The 19334-nt window shown below is 62.8% G+C and carries 26 protein-coding genes and 1 pseudogene; 14 read left to right on the forward strand and 13 right to left on the reverse strand.

Annotation, left to right across the window (positions count from 1 at the left end; translation table 11 throughout):
• Positions 1-41: 41 nt before the first annotated feature.
• Entirely contained in the window at positions 42-1007 is a 966-nt protein-coding gene (locus BPET_RS15135) for a LysR family transcriptional regulator (protein ID WP_012249895.1), read from the reverse strand.
• A 192-nt stretch (positions 1008-1199) separates the two neighbouring features.
• Here BPET_RS15135 and BPET_RS15140 point away from each other — a divergent pair, with 192 nt between their 5' ends.
• On the forward strand, positions 1200-2180 hold the full coding sequence (locus BPET_RS15140) for a Bug family tripartite tricarboxylate transporter substrate binding protein (RefSeq protein WP_012249896.1): 981 nt from the start codon (positions 1200-1202) through the stop codon (positions 2178-2180).
• Between the two features lie 27 nt (positions 2181-2207).
• Here the strand turns inward: BPET_RS15140 and BPET_RS15145 are convergent, their stop codons facing one another.
• Positions 2208-3446, reverse strand: a complete 1239-nt coding sequence (locus tag BPET_RS15145) for a YbfB/YjiJ family MFS transporter (protein WP_012249897.1) — start codon at positions 3444-3446, stop codon at positions 2208-2210.
• A gap of 161 nt (positions 3447-3607) precedes the next feature.
• Between BPET_RS15145 and BPET_RS15150 the strand changes: the two genes are divergently transcribed.
• Entirely contained in the window at positions 3608-4192 is a 585-nt protein-coding gene (locus BPET_RS15150) for a TetR/AcrR family transcriptional regulator (protein WP_012249898.1), read from the forward strand.
• A gap of 52 nt (positions 4193-4244) precedes the next feature.
• On the opposite strand, the gene BPET_RS15155 is transcribed toward BPET_RS15150, so the two are convergent.
• The 5 genes from BPET_RS15155 to BPET_RS15175 all read right to left on the reverse strand — a co-directional run bounded on the left by BPET_RS15155 (position 4245) and on the right by BPET_RS15175 (position 7162).
• Positions 4245-4724 carry a nuclear transport factor 2 family protein gene (locus BPET_RS15155; protein WP_012249899.1) on the reverse strand — a complete coding sequence of 160 codons (480 nt, stop codon included), beginning with the start codon at positions 4722-4724 and terminating at the stop codon, positions 4245-4247.
• 72 nt (positions 4725-4796) lie between these two features.
• The gene (locus BPET_RS15160) at positions 4797-5780 is read right to left on the reverse strand and encodes a Bug family tripartite tricarboxylate transporter substrate binding protein (RefSeq protein ID WP_041862960.1); all 984 of its coding nucleotides are present in this window, start codon (positions 5778-5780) and stop codon (positions 4797-4799) included.
• A 123-nt stretch (positions 5781-5903) separates the two neighbouring features.
• Positions 5904-6314 (reverse strand): MarR family winged helix-turn-helix transcriptional regulator, encoded by a 411-nt coding sequence (locus BPET_RS15165; protein WP_012249901.1) that lies wholly within the window; start codon positions 6312-6314, stop codon positions 5904-5906.
• Between the two features lie 80 nt (positions 6315-6394).
• Positions 6395-6784, reverse strand: a complete 390-nt coding sequence (locus BPET_RS15170; protein WP_012249902.1) for a DMT family transporter — start codon at positions 6782-6784, stop codon at positions 6395-6397.
• A 57-nt stretch (positions 6785-6841) separates the two neighbouring features.
• Positions 6842-7162 (reverse strand): DMT family transporter, encoded by a 321-nt coding sequence (locus BPET_RS15175; protein ID WP_012249903.1) that lies wholly within the window; start codon positions 7160-7162, stop codon positions 6842-6844.
• A gap of 258 nt (positions 7163-7420) precedes the next feature.
• On the opposite strand from BPET_RS15175, the gene BPET_RS15180 reads away from it, so the two are divergent.
• From BPET_RS15180 to BPET_RS15200, 5 genes are all read left to right on the forward strand, one after another.
• Positions 7421-8356, forward strand: coding sequence for a DnaJ C-terminal domain-containing protein (locus BPET_RS15180; RefSeq protein WP_012249904.1), 936 nt, complete (start codon positions 7421-7423; stop codon positions 8354-8356).
• 2 nt (positions 8357-8358) lie between these two features.
• The gene (locus BPET_RS15185) at positions 8359-8679 is read left to right on the forward strand and encodes a chaperone modulator CbpM (RefSeq protein WP_012249905.1); all 321 of its coding nucleotides are present in this window, start codon (positions 8359-8361) and stop codon (positions 8677-8679) included.
• Between the two features lie 232 nt (positions 8680-8911).
• Entirely contained in the window at positions 8912-9229 is a 318-nt protein-coding gene (locus tag BPET_RS15190; RefSeq protein ID WP_012249906.1) for a DUF4148 domain-containing protein, read from the forward strand.
• 108 nt (positions 9230-9337) lie between these two features.
• Complete coding sequence (locus tag BPET_RS15195) at positions 9338-9676, forward strand: DUF4148 domain-containing protein (RefSeq protein WP_012249907.1); 339 nt, start codon at positions 9338-9340, stop codon at positions 9674-9676.
• 123 nt (positions 9677-9799) lie between these two features.
• The gene (locus tag BPET_RS15200; protein ID WP_012249908.1) at positions 9800-10372 is read left to right on the forward strand and encodes a TetR/AcrR family transcriptional regulator; all 573 of its coding nucleotides are present in this window, start codon (positions 9800-9802) and stop codon (positions 10370-10372) included.
• Between the two features lie 84 nt (positions 10373-10456).
• Here BPET_RS15200 and pdxR read toward each other — a convergent pair whose 3' ends face one another.
• Complete coding sequence (gene pdxR / locus BPET_RS15205) at positions 10457-11890, reverse strand: MocR-like pyridoxine biosynthesis transcription factor PdxR (RefSeq protein WP_012249909.1); 1434 nt, start codon at positions 11888-11890, stop codon at positions 10457-10459.
• Positions 11891-11970: 80 nt separating this feature from the next.
• Between pdxR and BPET_RS15210 the strand changes: the two genes are divergently transcribed.
• The 3 genes from BPET_RS15210 to BPET_RS15220 are packed head-to-tail and all read left to right on the forward strand — an operon-like array spanning position 11971 to position 13535.
• Positions 11971-12390 carry a cupin domain-containing protein gene (locus BPET_RS15210; RefSeq protein WP_012249910.1) on the forward strand — a complete coding sequence of 140 codons (420 nt, stop codon included), beginning with the start codon at positions 11971-11973 and terminating at the stop codon, positions 12388-12390.
• A 16-nt stretch (positions 12391-12406) separates the two neighbouring features.
• A complete protein-coding gene (locus tag BPET_RS15215; RefSeq protein WP_012249911.1) occupies positions 12407-12862 on the forward strand; it encodes a carboxymuconolactone decarboxylase family protein in 456 nt (151 codons plus the stop codon).
• 13 nt (positions 12863-12875) lie between these two features.
• Positions 12876-13535: an HD domain-containing protein gene (locus BPET_RS15220; protein WP_012249912.1), complete on the forward strand. Its 660-nt coding sequence runs from the start codon at positions 12876-12878 to the stop codon at positions 13533-13535.
• Between the two features lie 37 nt (positions 13536-13572).
• On the opposite strand, the gene BPET_RS15225 is transcribed toward BPET_RS15220, so the two are convergent.
• Positions 13573-14055 carry a winged helix-turn-helix transcriptional regulator gene (locus tag BPET_RS15225; protein ID WP_012249913.1) on the reverse strand — a complete coding sequence of 161 codons (483 nt, stop codon included), beginning with the start codon at positions 14053-14055 and terminating at the stop codon, positions 13573-13575.
• Positions 14056-14141: 86 nt separating this feature from the next.
• On the opposite strand from BPET_RS15225, the gene BPET_RS15230 reads away from it, so the two are divergent.
• Positions 14142-14591, forward strand: coding sequence for a PaaI family thioesterase (locus tag BPET_RS15230; protein ID WP_012249914.1), 450 nt, complete (start codon positions 14142-14144; stop codon positions 14589-14591).
• 135 nt (positions 14592-14726) lie between these two features.
• Here BPET_RS15230 and BPET_RS15235 read toward each other — a convergent pair whose 3' ends face one another.
• Positions 14727-15584 carry a LysR substrate-binding domain-containing protein gene (locus BPET_RS15235; protein ID WP_012249915.1) on the reverse strand — a complete coding sequence of 286 codons (858 nt, stop codon included), beginning with the start codon at positions 15582-15584 and terminating at the stop codon, positions 14727-14729.
• 97 nt (positions 15585-15681) lie between these two features.
• Here BPET_RS15235 and BPET_RS15240 point away from each other — a divergent pair, with 97 nt between their 5' ends.
• Complete coding sequence (locus BPET_RS15240) at positions 15682-16062, forward strand: tautomerase family protein (RefSeq protein ID WP_012249916.1); 381 nt, start codon at positions 15682-15684, stop codon at positions 16060-16062.
• Positions 16063-16121: 59 nt separating this feature from the next.
• Here the strand turns inward: BPET_RS15240 and BPET_RS15245 are convergent, their stop codons facing one another.
• The 3 genes from BPET_RS15245 to BPET_RS15255 form a co-directional block, all read right to left on the reverse strand.
• Positions 16122-16577: a hypothetical protein gene (locus tag BPET_RS15245; RefSeq protein ID WP_012249917.1), complete on the reverse strand. Its 456-nt coding sequence runs from the start codon at positions 16575-16577 to the stop codon at positions 16122-16124.
• A gap of 93 nt (positions 16578-16670) precedes the next feature.
• Positions 16671-16895, reverse strand: a complete 225-nt coding sequence (locus BPET_RS15250; protein WP_012249918.1) for a tautomerase family protein — start codon at positions 16893-16895, stop codon at positions 16671-16673.
• Positions 16896-16920: 25 nt separating this feature from the next.
• A complete protein-coding gene (locus BPET_RS15255; RefSeq protein WP_012249919.1) occupies positions 16921-17634 on the reverse strand; it encodes an SDR family NAD(P)-dependent oxidoreductase in 714 nt (237 codons plus the stop codon).
• Between the two features lie 196 nt (positions 17635-17830).
• Here BPET_RS15255 and BPET_RS15260 point away from each other — a divergent pair.
• Together BPET_RS15260 and BPET_RS15270 are read left to right on the forward strand one after the other, a co-directional pair.
• A pseudogene (locus BPET_RS15260) lies at positions 17831-18061 on the forward strand (transposase); the annotation flags it as partial.
• Between the two features lie 66 nt (positions 18062-18127).
• Positions 18128-19302, forward strand: a protein-coding gene (locus tag BPET_RS15270) for an IS3 family transposase (RefSeq protein WP_085970191.1) whose coding sequence is annotated in 2 segments (ribosomal slippage) — positions 18128-18377 and positions 18377-19302 — 1176 coding nt in all. Because the reading frame shifts where the segments join, the coding sequence is not laid out codon by codon here.
• Positions 19303-19334 lie beyond the last annotated feature (32 nt).

A 19334-nucleotide genomic window follows, 5' to 3' on the forward strand; every position in this document is an offset into this window, starting at 1 on the left:
ATCGGACAAGACGAGATTTCTGAAGTTTTTATAAGCTTATCTTATTTATTGGCCATGCGCCGCGCGGACGCGCCGCGCACAGCCGCCGCGCGCCCGCGCGGCGCAGGGCTGTTGCCGTCGGTCTGCGCGGTGGCAAGCACGTAGTCCAGAAAACTCTCCACCGCTGGCGATAACGACGGCCGGCTGCGGGCAAACAGCGCAATGCGCCAGTTCACGGCGGGCTGGCACAGCGGCACGAACACCAGGCCGAACCCCTCGACCAGCGATCGCGCCATGGATGGGCAGATCACATAGCCGGGCCGCACATGCAGCAGCGACAGCGCCGTATTCACCCGGTGCACGGGCACGATCTGTTCGGGATGCAGCCGCGCCGGCACCTGGCCAAGCACATTGCGCGACAGGTTGGGCATGTAGTTGATCAAAGGCCGCTCGCGCAGGGCCTTCCAGCTCACCGACTTGCCCGCCGCCAGCGGATCGTCGGGACGCAGCGCGGCCCACAGCGGATCGACCCGCACCAGATGCGCCTGCACCGCCTCGTCAGCCAGCACGCCGGCGGGGCCGAAGCCGATGTCCGCGCTGCCATTGTGCAAATTCGCCAGCACCTGCTCGATGGGCACGTCATCGAAACGAATATCCACGCCCGGATGGCGTTCTCCATATCCCGCGATCAGTTCCGGCAACAGCGTGCACGACAAGGTCTCGGGCGCGGCCACGCGCACCAGCCCGCGGCGCAGTTCTTTCAGGTTGGTCACGTTCGCCAGGGCCTCGTCCAGGTCTGACAACACGCGTCGCACCATGGGCTCGAACGCTGTTCCCACCACCGATGCGCTGACGCTGCGCGTGTTGCGGTCCAGCAGGCGAACCCCCAGGCGGCTTTCCAGCTCCTTGACCAGCCCGCTCAGCGCCGCCTGCGAAAGATGCATCGTGTCGGCCGCCACCGAAAAGCTGCCGCACTCCAATACCGTGATGAACGCCCGCAACTGCCGCAGCGTGACTTCGATTGCCATGGTTGCCCCTCGCCGTCGCCGGAAGATCAAAATCGACTTATAACCTTAGCCTTTAAGTTATCAATAATTTGAAAATTGTCCTAATAGAACCGGACATCTATCATCGCCTCTCGAGGTTCGCGCGGGCCTGCGGTTTCTGGCGGATGCCCGGGCGAACACTCCTATTCCTATTCGAATATCAGGAGACAAACCATGAAGATGAGCCGAAGGACGCTGTTGAGCGCGGCCGCCGCGGCGGCTTGCGCGGGCGCCGTGCCGCGCGTGTTCGCGCAGCAAGCCTGGCCCGCCCGCACGGTGAAGATCATCGCCCCCTACGGAGCCGGCGGCCCCAGCGACCTGTCGGCGCGGCTGCTCGGCGACTACCTCGCCAAGCATCTGCAACAGTCCTTCGTGGTCGAGAACAAGGCCGGCGCGGGCACGCGGGTGGCCAACGAATACGTTGCCCAGGCGCCTGCCGACGGCTACACCGTCCTGTACGCCGCCGCCCCCTATTCCACCCTGGAAGCCCTGTACGGCAAGCTCGGCTACGACCCCAGGAAAGACCTCCAGCCCGTGGCCATGTCGGCCACGGTTCCGCTGTTCCTGATCGTCAATGCGCAGTCCCCCGCCAAGACCGCGCAGGAACTGATCGCCTACGGCAAATCCCAGGCCAACGGCCTGACCTTCGGTTCGCCCGGCAACGGTTCGCTGCCGCACCTGGCGGCGGAACTGTTCCTGCGCGACGCCGGCGTCAAGGGCCTGACGGTGCAGTATCGCGGCGATGTCATGGCCTACACCGACTTGCTGGCGGGCCGGGTCGACGCCACGCTTACCGCCATTACGGCCGCGCTGCCGCATATCCAGAGCGGCAAGTTGCGCGTGCTGGGCGTTGCGTCGGCCAACCCCAGCGCAATCTACCCAGAGGCTCCCACCCTGCGCAGCCAGGGCCTGCCCAGCGTCGTCGCGTCAGGCTGGTACGGATTCATGGTGCCGGCCGGCGTGCCCGCCGAAATCATCAATCGGCTGGACAAGGAAATCAACCAGGCGCTGGCCGACCCCGACATCAAGCAACGCTTCCTGGCCCAGGGCATGGAACCACACCCCGGCAACGCCGCCGCCTTCGGACAATTCATCGACGCCGAAATGTCCAAGTGGGCCGACGTCATCCAGAAGGCAGGCATACGCGGCTCTTGAGCAGCCGGCGGCCCGGACGGCCTGCGCTCAGCAGTGCCCCCGGGCCGCGCGCGGCGCCGCCGGCTTGCCGGTGGCGACCATGCCGATCACCAATACCGCCCCCAGCATCAGGGCCGCCACCAGGAACAACAGGCGGTAGTCGCCGCCCGTGGCGTTGAACAGCGCCGAAAATCCATAGGCGGCCACCGCCAGGCCGCCTGCCGAAATAAGGCTGGCGCGAGCCCAGGCCACATTCTGGCGCGGCGCGTTGTGGACGACGAGCTCGTGCACCCACGCGAGCGCCAGCGGCACCATGCCCGGCGCGAAGGTGCCGATGATGGCCGTCAGGATACCCAGCACGACCAGATTGTGGCTGGCTGAGAACCCCAGAAAAACCACCGCCATGACCAGTGCAATAGCCCTGGCCGCCCGCCTGGCGCCCAGCCTGTCGCCCAGGTAGCCGTATAGCGGCGGCCCGACAATCGCGCCCACCCCGTAGATCGCCCAGAACATGGCGCCCAGACGCGTGCCCTGCCCCAGGCCGCGAGCAACGAAATCCACCAGGAACACCATGGTCGGCACAGTCGACGCGGCCATGATCACATACTGCACATACAACAGCTTGACGTCCCAGCCGAAGCGCACCGCATGCGCACCGGCTGCGCCCTGGCTGCCGGCAACCGCGCCCAGCTTGCTGGCCGGCCAGGCAAACCAGCTGGCGGAGGTCAGAATCACCGAAATAATGCCCAGGCCCAGCCAGGTCTGCGCCAGCCCCAGCTGCAGCAACAACGGAATGACCGTGCCGGACGCGGCGATGCCCAGGCCCAGGCCAAGAAAAATGGCCCCGCCCGCCGCGCCTTTGCGGGCCGGGGGAACGTGCGGCAATATGGTCGCCGCCACCAGCACCATGACGACGCCGCCGGCAATGCCGGAAACAAAGCGCCAGCCGAAATACCACGAGAACGACAGCGGCACGGCACAGGCGAAGAACGACGCCGAGATCAGCACCATCATCAGGCGCAGCACGTGCTCGTTCGCCACGCGCGCAGCCAGCGGCCGGCCGATGAGGGCGCCAAGGACATAACCCGCCAGGTTGGCCGCGCCCAGGTAAATAACGGCGGACGTGGCGAACCAGTGCTCATGGATCAATTCGGGAAGCAGCGGGGTAAATGCAAAGCGCGCCAGCCCGATGCTGTCGAGGCTGGCGCACATGCCGGCAAATATGTACCGCCACACAAGAGCGCGGTCTATCTTTGCCGGGGTCAATGAAGATGGATGGGTAGCCATCGAAGTTCCATCAATAACAGTTGAAGGGGAACGCTACCGTGGCGGCAGTGTTCTTGACAGCCGTGTCAATGTTGACACTCTAGTCAAACTTGACTTGAGTGTCAATCATGCGCTTCAATGAGGCATCCTCAACATGTCCTGCACACACCGCGGAGCAAGCAATGGCTGGAGTACGCCAATTCGACGAGGCGCAGGCGCTCGACCAGGCGCTGGCGCTCTTTTGGCAACAGGGATATGCCAACACCACCATGCAGGAACTGGCCGAGGCCACCGGCGTTCAGCGCGGCTCGCTATACAACGCCTATGGCGACAAAGAAACCCTGTTCCTGCGGGTGTTCGACGTGTACCGGGAAAGATATATCGTCCAGATGCGGCAAGCCCTGGACAAGCCCGAGCTGGCGGCATCGCTGCGCAGCTTCCTGGGCTTCACGATCAAATCGATGACAACCGGCGCGCCCACGCGCGGCTGTCTCAGCACCAAGACCGCCCTGGGCGCCGAAGCGCACGACGAGCCCATCCGCTCTGCCCTGCGCGGCCTGCTGGATGAAATCGAAACGGTGCTCTACGAACGGCTGTCGCGCCCCGGCAAGCACGAACGGCTGACGATAGAGCCCCGGCAAGCCGCCCGGATGATACTCACCATGACGCGTGGGCTGGTCGTCATCGAGCGCGTCTACCAGGACGACAAGCGCATGCGCGCCACGGCCGATCACCTGGTTGCGCTGCTGGTGGCGCGGGATCAATAAGTCGCGCCCCACCCTCGACAAGCGGCTGAAGCCGCCCCCCAAGCCCGCGGGCTTACAGCCCCAATTCGGAAAGACCGGGATGGTCGTCAGGGCGGCGGCCCAGCGGCCAGCGGAATTTCCGGTCTGCTTCAGAAATGGGCAGGTCATTGATGGACGCATGGCGCGTCTGCATCAGCCCGTCCGGCCCGAATTCCCAGTTCTCGTTGCCGTACGAACGGAACCAGTTGCCCGAATCGTCATGCCACTCATAGGCATAGCGCACCGCGATCCGGTTTTCACCGTATGCCCATAGTTCCTTGATAAGCCGGTAATCGAGTTCCTTGGCCCATTTGCGCTCGAGAAACGCGCGCGCCTGGTCGCGATTGCTGACGAACTCGGCCCGGTTGCGCCACTTGGTGTCCAGGCTGTAGGCCAACGCGACTTTCGCGGGATCGCGGGAATTCCAACCGTCTTCGGCAAGCCGGACTTTCTGGATGGCCGTGGCTTCGGTAAACGGCGGCAGCGGCGGGCGGGGTTCCGTATTGGCAGGCATGAGTAGCTCCTCGGTAAGAAAACAGAACCGGGCCTCGGGCGGCCCGGTTCCGCGCCTGGCGAGCCAGGCGTCTTATTCCAGCTTGATCTTCCGGTCGCGGATAACGCGGCCCCACAAGGCGGATTCCTGGGCGATCTCGTCGGCGAGTTGCTGCCGGGTACCCGGCGCCGGCGGCATGCCATGCTTTTCAAGCGCGGCCACCACGGTAGGCGACTTCAGCGCCTTGACCAGCGCGGCGTTCCAGCCGTCGAGAACGGGCGCCGGCACCTTGGACGATGCCACGAAGGCGTACCAGTTGGTGGCGTTATAGCCCGGATAGGTTTCTGCAATGGTGGGCAGGTTGGGCAAGGCGGCCATGCGCTTGAGGCCCGTGGTCGCCAATGGCACCAGCTTGCCGGCATCGATGCCCGGCTGCGCCGTGTTCAGCGTAGAAAAATAAGATGCCACCCGGCCGCCCATCAGGTCCTGGAAAGCGGGCGCGCCGCCTTTGTATGGGATATGCACGATATCCACCTTGGCCATGTCGATCAGCAGTTCGCCCGCCATGTGCGAGGCCGACCCGTGCCCCGTGGACGCGAAGTCGATCTTGCCCGGATTGGCCTTGGCATACTCGATGAACTGGGCGAAAGTCTTGATGGGCAGGTTGCTGTTCACCACCAGCACATTGGGAAAATTAACCCCCATGGTGATGGGCGCCAGGTCTTTGACGGGATCGTACGGCAGCGACATCAGGTGCGGCGCGATCGCCAGGGGGCCGACCGAGCCGAACAAAATGGTGCTGCCATCGGTGGGACCCTGGTGCGCGGCGTACTGGTGGGCAATATTGCCTCCGGCGCCGGGCTTGTTCTCGACGACGACGCTGATGCCCAGATCTTCAGTAAGCTGCTTGGCGATGATGCGCGCGGCGGCATCCGAGGCGCCGCCAGCCGCGAAACCCACCACGATGGTGGCGGTCTTGAACGGCGGGAAGGCCTGGCCCTGCGCCTGGCCCAGGGCCGGCGCCAGGGCCAGTGCAAGCGTGCCCATGCAGGACATCAGGAATTGGCGTTTTTTCATTGCTGGTTTTCTCCTCATTTTTGTCTCCTGTTCCGGAGAACGACAAGTAAACCACCAATCCGGGCTTTCCGGCACGCCCATGCTCAATGAATGGACGCAATCGCGGACGGTTGCGGGCCCACGCTACCGGGCCTTGCGCCCCAGGGCCGCCAGCAGCTTGTCCCCGCCATGCGCTTTCAGCGCGGTCTCCAGCGCCTGCTCGTAGCCGGACTGGGCGTCCTCCAGGTGCGCCCGCCCCTGTTCCGTCAGTACGGTGTACACCCCGCGCTTGTCGTCCGGGCACAGGTCGCGCACGGTAAAGCCGCTGCGTTCCAGCCGCTCGACCATGCGCGAAACCGAGCTCTGGTTCAGACGCAGATGCGCGGCCAGTTCCTGCATGCGCAGTTCCGAATCGGGCGAGCGCGCCAGAACCTCCAGCGCGCGGTATTCCGACAGGCCCAAGCCATGCTGTGCCTGCAACACCCTGCCCACATCAGCCTCGACGTTGGCGGCCACCTGGATCAGCTTGAGCCATGCATCGCTTTTTTTCGACATGAGGGGCACGAACTCCGTAGGAACAATGGGCCGCGTATTTTCTCATATGCATGCCCATGCAAGTGAGTGCGGGCGCGGGCTCAGCCGTGCGCCGCGCGCGGACCGGCCTGCAACCTGACGCTGTCGGCCAGCTTGAGCCACACCACGCCGGCAATGATCACCGCCAGCCAGAACGCCTGGATCAACGTCAGCGGCTGGTCGAACAAAATGCTGCCGAACACTGCCGCCCCTACCGAACCGATGCCCGCCCAGGCGGCATAGCCGATGCCCACGTCTATCGAACGCAGCGCGACGCTAAGCGCATACAGCGTCAGCAGAAAGAATACCGCCGCGGAGATAGACCAGGCCGGCACGGTAAATGCCCTGCTGCCCGAAACGCTAAGCGCATAGCCGATCTCGAAAGCCCCCGCGAGCAGCAGCATCACCCACGCGCGCCCGTTACCCTGGTTTGTATCGCTAGTCTTGGTCATGTTGAATACCCTTTTGTTGATCAATGAAAGTGAAAGAGAACAACGGCCGCCGCCGCATCAGGCCGCGCCGCTCAAGCGCAAGCCGACCACCCCGCCGATGACCAGCAGGACACCCAGGATCTTCTGCCCGCTCAGCCGCTGGCCGAAAAACAGCGCTCCCAGGATCACGATGCCGACGCCGGCAACAGACGTCCAGATGGCGTAGCCCACGCCCACGTCGAAAGTCAGCAGCGCAAGGCTGAGGAAGAACGTGGCGATAGCGCCGCTGACCAGGGTGGCGACCGTCCACCAAAGCCGCGTGAATCCCTTTGCATTGCCCGCCGAAATAGCAACCGCGATCTCGAAGACCACGGCAACGCCCAAATAAAGCCAGTTCATGATTCAGGTTCCTGTCGTCAATTGGCCCGCATGCGAGCGGGTCGTGTAGAGGTTGGAAAAAGTCCGGGTACATGCATTTGTTTGCATGTGCATGCATATTAATAAGCAGAACCACGCTTGTCAATTTATTTGCATATGCATGCATTTAAGAAACCACGCCGGCCCCGGCGGGCCATCGGCTCTGGCGCTATGATGGAATCAGTCTCACGGGCCGCGCTGCCGTCAACGCCTGGCGCGGCCTACACGCGGGAGGGGTGAATGGAGTTCAAGGACTACTATCAGACGCTGGGCGTCAAGCAGGATGCCTCGGATGAAGACATCAAGCGCGCCTATCGGAAGCTTGCCCGCAAGTACCATCCCGACGTCAGCAAAGAAAGCAATGCCGAGGCGCGCATGCGCGACGTCAACGAGGCTTACGACGTACTGCGCGACGCGGAAAAGCGCCGGGCCTATGACGAGCTCGCCCGCGGTGCATCATCGGGCGAATCGTTCCAGCCGCCTCCGGGCTGGGAGGAAGGCTACGAATTCCGCCGCACCGCCACGCCGGGCGAGGAAGCGCAGTTCAGCGAATTCTTCTCGTCGCTGTTCGGCAGCCGCGGGCAGCGCGCGGCCCGCCCAGACTTCCGCGCACGCGGCGAAGACCACCACGCCGCCATCGAAATCGACCTCGAAGACGCCCTGAAAGGCGCCACGCGCGACATCAGCCTGCGCGCCGTCCACCTCGACGACCAGGGGCACCCGCAAATGCAGTCCCGCACGCTCAGCGTGCGTATTCCCGCGGGCGTGCGCGAAGGCCAGTTCATTCGCCTGGCCGGCCAGGGCATGCCCGGCCACGGAGGCGGCGAAAACGGCGATTTATATCTGGAAGTGCGCTTCAAGCCGCACCCACGCTACCAGGTCGAAGGGCGCGACCTCACCATGACGCTGCCGGTGGCGCCGTGGGAAGCGGCGCTGGGAGCCAACGTCAACGCTCCCACGCCGGCAGGCCCGGTAGAAGTCACCATTCCCCCCGGCTCGCGCGGCGGCCGCAAGCTGCGGCTGCGCGGCCGGGGCATACCCGGCGACCCGCCCGGAGACCTGTATCTGGTGCTTGACGTGGTATTGCCGCCGGCCGATACCGAGGCCGCGCGGGCCGCCTACCGCAAAATGCAGCAAGACCTGCCCTTCAACCCCCGACCCAATATGGAGGTGTGATCATGAAAACCGTAATCATCGCCGCCAGCGGCGCCGTTGCGAGCCAGGCGCAGTCACTCAGTGCCGAAGACCTGGCGCGGGCCTGCGGCGCAGAAGTCGAATGGGTCACACAACTGGTGGAAGTGGGCATCGTCGAAGCGGCCGGCCCCAGTCCGGCGGACTGGCGTTTTCACAGCGGCGACTTGCAACGCGCGCTGGCCACCCGCCGGCTCGAACGCGACTTCGGCGCTTGTCTGGACGCCGCCGCGCTGATCCTGGATCTCAGCCAGGAAGTACGGCAATTGCGCGCGCAGCTACGAGCCTTGGGCGCACACCAGCAATAAATAGCGGGCCTGCCCTTGACTGCGTAACGGTGGGACTCCGCGCAACGATACAAAAAGACACAAAATGCAGTTTGACTCATCTATCTAGTAGTAGATAAGATACGTCCCATGGTTGAGGAACACGCAGTCAGCCCCCAGCCACCCGCGCTACGGCGCGTTTTTATGAACCTCGTTATCTACCTATACATAGATAGTTAATTCCGACCTTCCCTTACCCGATCAGGAACCCATCATGAAAACCCTCGCTTCCCTGCTGCTGATTTCCGCCTCCTTCGCCGCCAACGCCGCCTACGCCCAGGAACCCTCGGGCGAACTCGACTACCCGCCCGCGGTCACCCAGACCAGCTCGCTGACCCGCGCCCAAGTCGTGGCCGAACTGCAAGCCGCCAAGGCCGCCGGCCAAGTCACCTTCGGTGAACTGGAACAGCCCGCCGCCCCCGTGGCCAGCTCCACCCTCACCCGCGCCCAAGTCCGGGCCGAAGCCGCCGCCGCCCGCCAAAACGGCGCCTACGCCTTCGGTGGCCAGGGCTACCCCAACACCGGCGCCTGAGCCGTTGCTTGAGTCGCTGCCTGAGTTGTTGAACCGCTTTTTATTTTATTCGTTCACCTATCTATAAATAGATAGTTAGACCTCACCCCCTATCCCTGGAGCATGACCATGAAGACCCTCGTTTCCGCCCTGATGCTGTCGATGACCGTGATCGGCTCGGCCGCCTACGCCGCCGAACCCTCCGGTGAACTGGACTACCCGCCCGTGCAACACACCGCCAGCACCGTCACCCGCGCCCAAGTGCAAGCCGAACTGCAAGCGGCCAAGGCCGCCGGCCAGGTCACCTTCGGCGAACTGGAGCAGCCCGCCGCCTACGCCGCAGGCTCGGCCCCGACCCGCGCCGAAGTGCGCGCCCAGGCCCAGGCCGCCCGCGACAACGGCGCCGACGCCTTCGGCGAGCTCGACTACCAAGCCAGCTACAACCCCCTGAACGCCTCGCACGGCTAAGGACGGCGCATGGCCCGCCCCGCGGCGCCGCCCTGCCCCCCCGGCACGGCGGCCCGCCTTGTTTCCCTCTTTTGCCTGACAGGAGCCCTTCAGCCCCTTTGACCACCCGGTAGCGTCCCCGCCATGAACACTGAAACCACCCGCACGCAGATCATGCAACACGCCCAGCGCCTGATCCAGGAGCGCGGCTGCAATGGCTTCAGCTACCGCGACCTGGCCGCGCTGATCGGCATCAAGACCTCCAGCATCCACTACTACTTCCCGCAGAAAGAAGACCTGCTGCTGGCCGTCGTGCAGCACTACCACGCCCGCTGGCAGGCCACCATCGCGGCCATCGACCCGGGGCTGCGCGCCGACGCCAAGCTGCGCGCCTATGTCCAGGTCCACCAGCAAGCCTTCTGTGGCACCGCCCGCATCTGCCTGGCCGCCACCCTGGCCGCCGAGCTGGCCTCATTGCCCCAGGCCGTGCGCCAGGCCGTGCAGGACTTCTACCGCGCCAACGAAGACTGGCTGGCCTGCGTGCTCGAACAGGGCGCCCGCGAAGGCAGCCTGCGCGTGCCCGGCGACCTGCGCAGCGCCGCGCAGGCCACCTTCGCCGCCCTGCAGGGCAGCCTGGTCAGCGCCCGCCTGTTCAACAACAGCGAACGCGTGCAAGACCTGTTGCCCGCCACCCTCAGCCTTCACGAATCAGCGTGAAAAAAGGCATCGCGGCCTCGCGGAACGGCGGGTAAAAGCCCGCAACCTCTCTCACGTGGAGCGCCTTTCGCGCCAGCGGCGGCCTCATCGCCGGGCAAGCCTGTCGATAGTCTCAAAAAGCCGCTCGCATGTGCGCGCAAGGTTCCTGGCGGGCACCGTCGCCACGCCCAGCAACAGCCCGGCTTCGGCCTCGCCAGGCGGCATGTACCAGGGCGACAGCGGCGCGGGATACACGCCAAAAGCCAGGGCCTGGCGCACAATGGCCACGTCCGGCGCGCCCTTCGGCAGCCTGATCAGCACGGCCAAGCCGGGAGACTCGACACGCTCCTTGCCAACGAAGCCCTCAATGGCATCCAGGATCGCCTTCCGCTTGGCTACGTAGGCGCGTTTGGTGCGCCGCAGGTGACGCATATAGTGCCCCTCATGAATGAATTCGGCGATCGCCAGCTGCACCGCGGGCCCTGGCGCCGGCGCCAGACACGCCGCCACCTCTGCAAACCGGGAAACAAGCTCGGGCGGCGCAACCAGAAAACCCAGCCGGATAGCCGGGCTGATTGTTTTACTGAATGACCCGATATGCACGACCCGGCCGTCGCGATCGAGCGATGCAAGCGCCGGAGCGGCTCTTCCGGTCAGTTGCAGCTCGCTCAGATAATCATCCTCGATGATCCAGGCGCGGTTTTCGCTTGCCCATTCGAGCAGGCGCAGGCGGCGTTCAAGCGACAAAGGGAATCCCAGCGGCGCCTGCTGGCCCGGCGTCACGACCACGAGTTTTGCATCGGGGTAATGACGCACCCCGTATTCGACATCCATTCCCGCCGCATCCACGGGAACCGGCGCAAGCGACAGATTCGCAAGCTCGAGCGCCTTTCTCGTCCATAAGAAACTCGGATTCTCGATCCATGCGGCATGGCCGCCCACGCCCAGAACCAGAAGCGTCAGGCCAAGCCCTGCGCCAAATCCCGCGGTAATGAAAATCTGTGAGGCCGTGCAATTAATGCCGCGCGCCACGGCAAGATACGCTGCGATCACCCGCCTCAATTCAAGTTCGCCACGGGGGTCCGGATAAAGGGGTGGCGCCCCCGACTCGGCCCGGATCGCGTGCCCGCGTATGCGCGACAACAATGTGGCCGGAAAGGTGTCGCTCGCCGGCACACCCATCTGGAAAAACGCCGGCCCCTGCGTCATTTCCAGATAAGTTTCCAAAAACGATCCCGTGGCCGGCGGCGGCTCGATCTTCATCACGGCGCGCGGGCGTTGGGCAACATGCGTGCCTGCCGACCGCGACGCTTCGATCAATTGAGCCGCGGCGAGCTTTTCGTAGGCCGTTCTTACCGTTCCCCGTGCGACGCCCAGCTGGGCCGCGAGGTCCTGCCACGATGGCAGCCGCGCCCCAGGCGGCAATAAACCCTCTTCAATCGCCTTGGCTACTCCTTTGCGGATCTGGTCCGACAAAGAAACCTTCGCCGAGCGGTCCACATGCAACTTCAGTGGTTTCAGGCTGGTCTTGTAGTACACGATTTTTTCTCGTTTTTGGTGCTTTTTTATGGCTCAGGCAAACGCATAATACCTCTCAAACATTGAAAGGAGAGAAATTCGTGAAGAGCAAAGCCATCCTTCCAGGCCTATGCATCGTGCTCGCCTCGGCCCTCGCCGGACCCGCCATGGCGCATGGCAGCCAAGCCGAAACCGTTACGCCCAAATTCGACCAGGCAATCCCGAATATTGCTGGCAAATCACTGGTAGTGGTAGAAGTCGAGTATGCGCCCGGCGCGGCGTCCCCTTCGCACCGGCATGCCCAATCGGCGTTCATCTACGCCTACGTACTCGCGGGCGCGATCGAATCAAAGGTCAACGACGGCGCGATCCGCGTCTACCAGGCTGGCGAAAGCTGGTCCGAACCTCCCGGCGCAACCCATTCGGTCAGCCGCAATGCAAGCAAGACCAAGCCGGCAAAGTTGCTGGCGGTTTTTGCTGTGGATTCCAACGACAAGCAACTCACCACCCCCATCCAGTGAACCCAGGAGCCCGACGATGAGCAGCAGGATCAACTACAACCAGGTTGCCCCCAACGGCGCAAAGGCGCTGGGCGGCGTGTACGGCTATGTCATGCAGTGCGGCCTGCCCGCCGAACTGATAGACCTCGTCTACCTGCGAATTTCGCAGATCAACAACTGCGCCTATTGTCTCGACATGCATACCCGCGATCTGATCAAGAAAGGGGTGAAAATCGAGAAAATCGCGCTGGTGCAGGCCTGGCAAGAAGGCGGCGCGCTTTTCAACGCAGCCGAACGCGCCGCGCTGGCATGGGCCGAAAACGTGACGCGCGTTGCCGAAACCGGGGTGCCCGATAGCGCGTACCAGGCGGCCCGCGAGGTTTTCGACGAAAAGCAGCTCGTCGATCTCACCATCGCCATTACCGTGATGAACAGCTACAACCGCATGGCCATCAGCTTCCGCAACACGCCGCAGGCCGTCCTGGAACACTAATGGAGCACCGATCATGGCCGCCGACATTTCCGGGGTACGCGTTCCCGACAGCGCACTGGCCCGGCAGGTAACCCAGTTCATCCGTGACACCGAAAGCGAGCTCCTGTATCAGCATTCAGCGCGCGTGTACTTCTGGGGTTCATTAGCCGGGCAACGAAAAGGCCTGAGCTTCGACCCGGAACTCTTCTACACGGCAACGATGTTCCATGACCTGGGCCTGACCTCCGCCTTCAGCGACAGCCGCCTGCGCTTCGAGATCGACGGCGCGAACGCCGCGCGTGACTTCCTGCGCAGCCACGGCATTCCAGAAGACGATATTCAGAAAGTCTGGCTTGCCATCGCGCTGCACACGACGCCGGGCATTTCCGCGCACCTGGATCCGATCGCGGCCCTTACCGCCGAAGGAGTCATGATGGACCTCGCGGGTATTGGATACGATCAATTCACCGAGGCCCAGCGCCAGGATGTAGAAAAAACCTATCCGCATCCTCCGCAGTTTGCCGAGGGCGTACTGCAGGCGCTTTACGATGGCCTTAAACACCGGCCCGAAGTCACCCAGGGCACGGGTCTTGCCGATGTCATGGCGGACAAGGAGCCTCATTTTCATCGCAGGAACTTCTGCAGCTTGATGCGAACCTCCCGCTGGGCCTGCCCCGACTGCGCCAACAGCTGACCGCAGCCAGTCCGCACAACTCTTTTTTATACGCCCGTCAGTCGCCGGACTGGAAACGTTCCTTGAGCACCGCGTCGGCCGCGGGCCCCGCCACCATTGCATGACTGCCCGGCGTGATGGGCTGCCCCGTTTCCAGGTCCACGAGTCCAATGCGCGCCGGGCGTCCACTGGCCTTATCGACCAGTTGAACGGCGCGTCCCGCCGGCGACAGATGCTTGCTGCCCCATTCCACCAGGGCCAGCATGACCGGGTGAAATGACCAGCCGAGTTCGGTCAGCACGTACTGGTAGCGCGGGGGCTTGCTGCTGTACGGGACGCGCTCCAGCAGGCCCGCGGCAACCAGATCGGTAAGCCGCCGGGCGAGCATGTTGGGTGCTATGCCCAGACTGCTTTCGAACTCGTCGAAACGAGTCAGCCCATGCATGGCATCGCGCAAGATCAGAATGCTCCACCATTCGCCCACGCGGCTGAGACTGCGCGCCACGGGACACGCCCAGGCGCTGAGATCAGTGCGTTTCATTTGACGCTTCCACTTCGCCGGAATTGACTTCCCATTGGAAAGCCATCATATACTATCATCTTGCAAGTTACTAATCAGGAGCCCCCATGAGCCTCGTTCAGGAAGTCGGCAAAGACCTTGACGGCCTGTCACAACTCCGCGCGTTAATGGCCTCAGGACGAAAGCCAGGCATACTGGTCTCGCTGGATTTCGACTTTGCCGAAGTCGAGAAAGGCTGGGCGCTCTTTGTGGGCACACCCGGCGAACATGCCTACAACCCCATAGGCACGGTGCATGGCGGCTATGCGGCCACCCTGCTCGACTCGGCATGCGGCTGCGCCGTGCACTCGCAGCTCTCCGCGCAGCAGGCATACACCACCGTGGAATTGAAGGTGGCCTATCACCGGCCAATCATGCGCGACACCGGGCCGCTGCGCGCGGAAGGCCGCGTCGTGTCCATGGGGCGCCGCGTCGCGTTCGCCAGCGCCGAATTGCTGGACGCAAACAAGCGGCTGTACGCCTCGGCAACGTCCACCCTGCTTGTCTTTGACCGATAGCCGTAACGCGCCTGAATCGGTTCCGCGACGGCGCCCCTGAAAGAACGTCGCACTGAAGCGGCCGTCGCCCAAAGTAAAGGCGACGGTTGATTTCCTGATTCAGCGCATCGAGGCAACCACCGGGTGACTTTGCCGCTATTCCCGGACGACGCTTCTGAACGCGGCCGCCAAGGCATCCAGCGCATCGCGCGACCGGCCTGTGCGCGCTCTGGCGTGCAGCAGGATCGGCAAACGGGGCAGTTCCGGAAGCCCAAGCCTGCGGCCGACTTCTTCCGCACCAAGCGGCAACATGCGAGGAGCCAGCGCGGCCACGCCCAGCCCCGCCATGACCGCGGCAGCGACAGCCGCAACCCCGCCGCCGACAAAGACCTCTCTCCAGGGCACGCCTGCCACATCCAGCGCCTGCTCAGCCATCGCTCGCACGCCACAAGGCTCGGCCATCGTGGCCAATGGCAGAGGTTCGCCCGTGCGATGCTGCCAACCGGGTGCGGCGAACCAGCCGAAGGGTTCGTCTACCAGCAATTCTCCATCGTTCCGACCTGTGTCCAGACGCACGATGGCGGCATCCAGCTCGCGCCGGTCAAAGCGCTGCAGCAAGTCTTCCGAGGTGGCGATACGAATTTCGATCAATAGTTGAGGCGCTTGGGCGTTCATGCGCGCGATCAGCGCAGGCAGCTCCGGCCCCGCCACATGGTCGCTGATGCCGAGCGCCAGACGCTGCCGCTGCCCGGCACACACAGCCAATGCTCGATCATGCACTTCCAGCAAGCCCCGGGCTTGCTCCAGAAAGGCGACGCCATGCGCCGAGAGTTGAACGTGCCGGGGGGTGCGCTCGACCAGCCGTACGCCCAATCGTTGCTCCAGCCGCTTGAGCTTCAGGCTGACTGCGGACTGGGTGGTGCGCATGCTATCGGCGGCGTGCGTGAAGCTGCCAAATTCGGCGATACGCACAAAAGCGCGGACAGCATCGATATCCAAAGGCCGCTCAGTCATTTCAAAGGCTCATTGCTGTTATATCTTTCTATATCTTGTTGAAATAGATGATAGACCATAAAGTCCAGGCCATGACACTCACACCGAAGGAATCGTCATGCCATTTGTCCAAATTTCCCTGTGCACTGGAAAGCCTTCCGCTTATCGGCAGGCGCTCTGCGACGGCGTGTATGAAGCAATGCGGGAAACGTTCAACGTGCCCGCGGATGACCAGTTCATGACCGTCTCTGAGCACGACGCTACAAACTTTCGCTATGGCGCGTCATACCTGGATGTGGCGCGCAGCGACAACCTGGTATTCATTCAAATTACTGCAAACGCCACGCGCAGCGCGGACCAGAAAAAGGCGCTGTATCAGTGCATCGCCGAGCGGCTTGGCGCAAACCCCGGTGTACGCCCTGAGGATGTGTTTGTGAACATTGTCGAGGTTGCCCCCGAGAACTGGTCCCTGGGTCATGGACTGGCCCAGTACGCATAATGCGAGACAGCGCAAGCCGTCGCATCAGCCCCAAGCCAGCGGGTCGACCATGGCTGCGACTACGCAGCCCACCAGCAAAGATAGGCGATCAAAATTACGGCAATACCAAGGTCTGAGACCATCGCCGCGATTTCGTGCCGCGTTGAAGCGCCGTTTCTGACGTGCTGTATGCCGGCCAGACCGAAGAAGATTGCGCCGGCCAGCGCCATGCCTGGTATCCACGCGGGAAAATACAGGCTCGCCACCGATGCAATACCGATGGCGAGGTTTCCGAAACCGATCTCCAGAACCAGCTTGCTGGCTTTGGGGTCAGCAATCTCGAAAATGTCTTTCGCGGTAAATGACGGCCTGAGCAATTGGTGCGCCGCAGCGACAGTAAGGCGCCAGCCGACGCCCCAGAAAACGAACCACTTGCCAATGGCCGGCATCAGCTCGGCATGATGAAGGATCACGTCCTGCGCAATGGAGATGATGGGCAGGAAAAGCATGAACAATAGGATGACAAATAGGTGCACGGCTTGCCTCCTGGCGTTGTCGAACCACCGCTCTGCGAAGCATGAAAGTTAACCGCACCTGATCCTCACCAGCAAGTCGCGTTCTTCCCGCACTCAGTCACCGTGCTTGCGGTACTCCGCTACCGTGACTCCCCCGACACCCCAGCTATCCATGTCGACTTCCTCAATCACGACAAAGGTGGAGTTGCGAGGTTTGCCCATGACTTCGAAAAGCAAATCGCTCACCCCCTTGATAAGCGCCTTTTTCTGTTCCGGCGTCGTCGCGCTTGCACCCGGCGCGGTTCCCTCACGGGTGACTTTGATGTTCACATAGGGCATCGCATTTCTCCTTGGCACGAGTCAATTACCAACGGCCAGCCTGTTGACCGCCATCCACGTTGAGCGTTTCGCCAGTAACGAAATCGGCCTCTTCCAGATACATCACTGCCTTCGCAATATCTGCGATTTCACCCATGCGGCCCATCGGATGCATGCCGCCGAGGAAATCATGCGCTTGCGGGTCATGCATTGGCGTGTTGATAATGCCGGGGGCCACCGCGTTGACGCGAATACCTTGCTTCGCATATTCGATCGCCAGGCCGCGCGTCACCGCCTCGAGACCGCCCTTGGTAAGCATGGTAAGGCCGACGTCGAGTCCGGCTATGGCTTGGCGCACCAGCGTGGTGGTGATCTGCACGATGTGTCCGCGCTCTTGTTTCAGCATTTGTTCCAAGGCGAATTGCGTGACGTGGAAAAAGCCGTGCAGGTTCGTTCTGAACACGCGGTCCATGTCTTCAACGGTGTACTGGGTGAACGGCTTGGCGATGAAAATGCCGGCGTTATTGATCAGGGTATCGACGCGGCCGTAGCGGCTGATTGCGGTTTCGACCAGTTGCTTGGCCACGTCGCGGTTGCCAATATCACCGGGAACCGCGACAACATCGGCATCGGACGATGGCTTGAGGTTGCGCGAGTTGGCGATGACGGCGAACCCGCGTTTACGGTAGGACTCGACGATCCCGGCGCCCAAACCTTGCGATGCGCCGGTGACGATGGCGACTTTTTGATCCTTGCTCATGACTTGCTCTCCTGATTGGGTTGAACCACGCAGAGGAAGATACGTCTGTTCGGGCCTGTTAAAAACCCGCTATTCTTTAACAATGGCTGATAAAAAACGCACAGAGGTCGATTGGCAGGATGTACGCGTGTGAGCTTGCCCGCAAAAAATGGATCCCTTGCTGAGTGTGTAAAACTCACGCAAGGAGGGAGGAAAGATGGGTAATCCGAGAGCTCGATATACGCAGGAATTCATGCTGGAAGCCGTGCGCATGGTCCGCGGCGGCCAGAGCATGGCGGCGGTGGCGAAGATACTGGGCATCAGCCCGAAGACGCTGCACAACTGGGTGAAGGCCGATGCCGCTGGGAAGCTGAACGGCGCAGGCAAACAGGTTTCTCCAGAACAGATGGAGATTGCCCGGCTGCGCGCGGAGTTGGCACGCGTGAAGTGAGCTTGCCCGCAAAAAATGGATCCCTTGCTGAGTGTGTAAAACTCACGCAAGGAGGGAGGAAAGATGGGTAATCCGAGAGCTCGATATACGCAGGAATTCATGCTGGAAGCCGTGCGCATGGTCCGCGGCGGCCAGAGCATGGCGGCGGTGGCGAAGATACTGGGCATCAGCCCGAAGACGCTGCACAACTGGGTGAAGGCCGATGCCGCTGGGAAGCTGAACGGCGCAGGCAAACAGGTTTCTCCAGAACAGATGGAGATTGCCCGGCTGCGCGCGGAGTTGGCACGCGTGAAGATGGAGCGCGACATATTGGGAAAAGCCACGGCGTACTTTGCGAAGGTGTCGGCATGAAGTACGCCTGGATCGAGCTTCACAGCCGACAATGGCCGGTGTCCCTGAGCTGCCAGGTGCTGGGTGTCAGCCCCAGCGGTTACCACGCGCGCAAGGTGCGGGATGTCGATACTGACCGACCGCGCCGACGCATCAGCAACGACGCTCTGCTGGTGCACATCAAGGCCGTGCACGCTGAATCCAAAGGCGAGTACGGCTGGCCGCGCGTGTGGAAGCAACTGCTGGTCCAGGGCATTCGCGTCAGCAAGGATCGTGTCCAGCGGCTCATGAAGCTGCACGGCATCAAGGCGAAGACCAAACGCCGGTTCAAGGTCACGACCGACAGCAAACACAGCCTGCCGGTCGCACCGGACCTGCTGCAACGAGACTTCTCTCCCGCGCGTCCCGACCAGGTCTGGACTACGGACATCACGTACATCTGGACGGACGAGGGTTGGCTGTTTCTGACCGTCATTCTCGACCTGTTCAGCCGTCAGGTGGTGGGCTGGTCGATGCAGCCGCACATGCGCACGGAGCTGGTGTCTGATGCGCTGCGTATGGCGTGGTTTCGCCGCCGTCCGCAAGCGGGCCTGATCCTCCACAGTGACCGTGGCAGCCAGTATTGCAGTCATGACTTCCAGGACCTGCTCAAGGGCTACGGCATGCGCAGTTCGATGAGCCGTCGAGGCAATTGCTGGGACAACGCACCGACCGAGAGCCTGTGGGGATCGCTCAAGCGTGCACGCATCCTCGGCCAGCGCTTTGCAACGCGTCGCGAAGCGATGGACGAGGTAATCGACTGGTTGAGCTTCTACAATCATTCGCGCTTGCACTCGACGTTGGGCTACGTCAGCCCGATGCAATTCGAGCGGGACTGGTACGCCGCCCAGAACCAACGGGTGGCATAATCTCGCTCAGTTAAGGGATCCGAAATTCGCGG

Origin of the sequence: Bordetella petrii (assembly GCF_000067205.1) — a bacterium.
In the GTDB taxonomy this organism is placed as follows: domain Bacteria; phylum Pseudomonadota; class Gammaproteobacteria; order Burkholderiales; family Burkholderiaceae_B; genus Bordetella_A; species Bordetella_A petrii.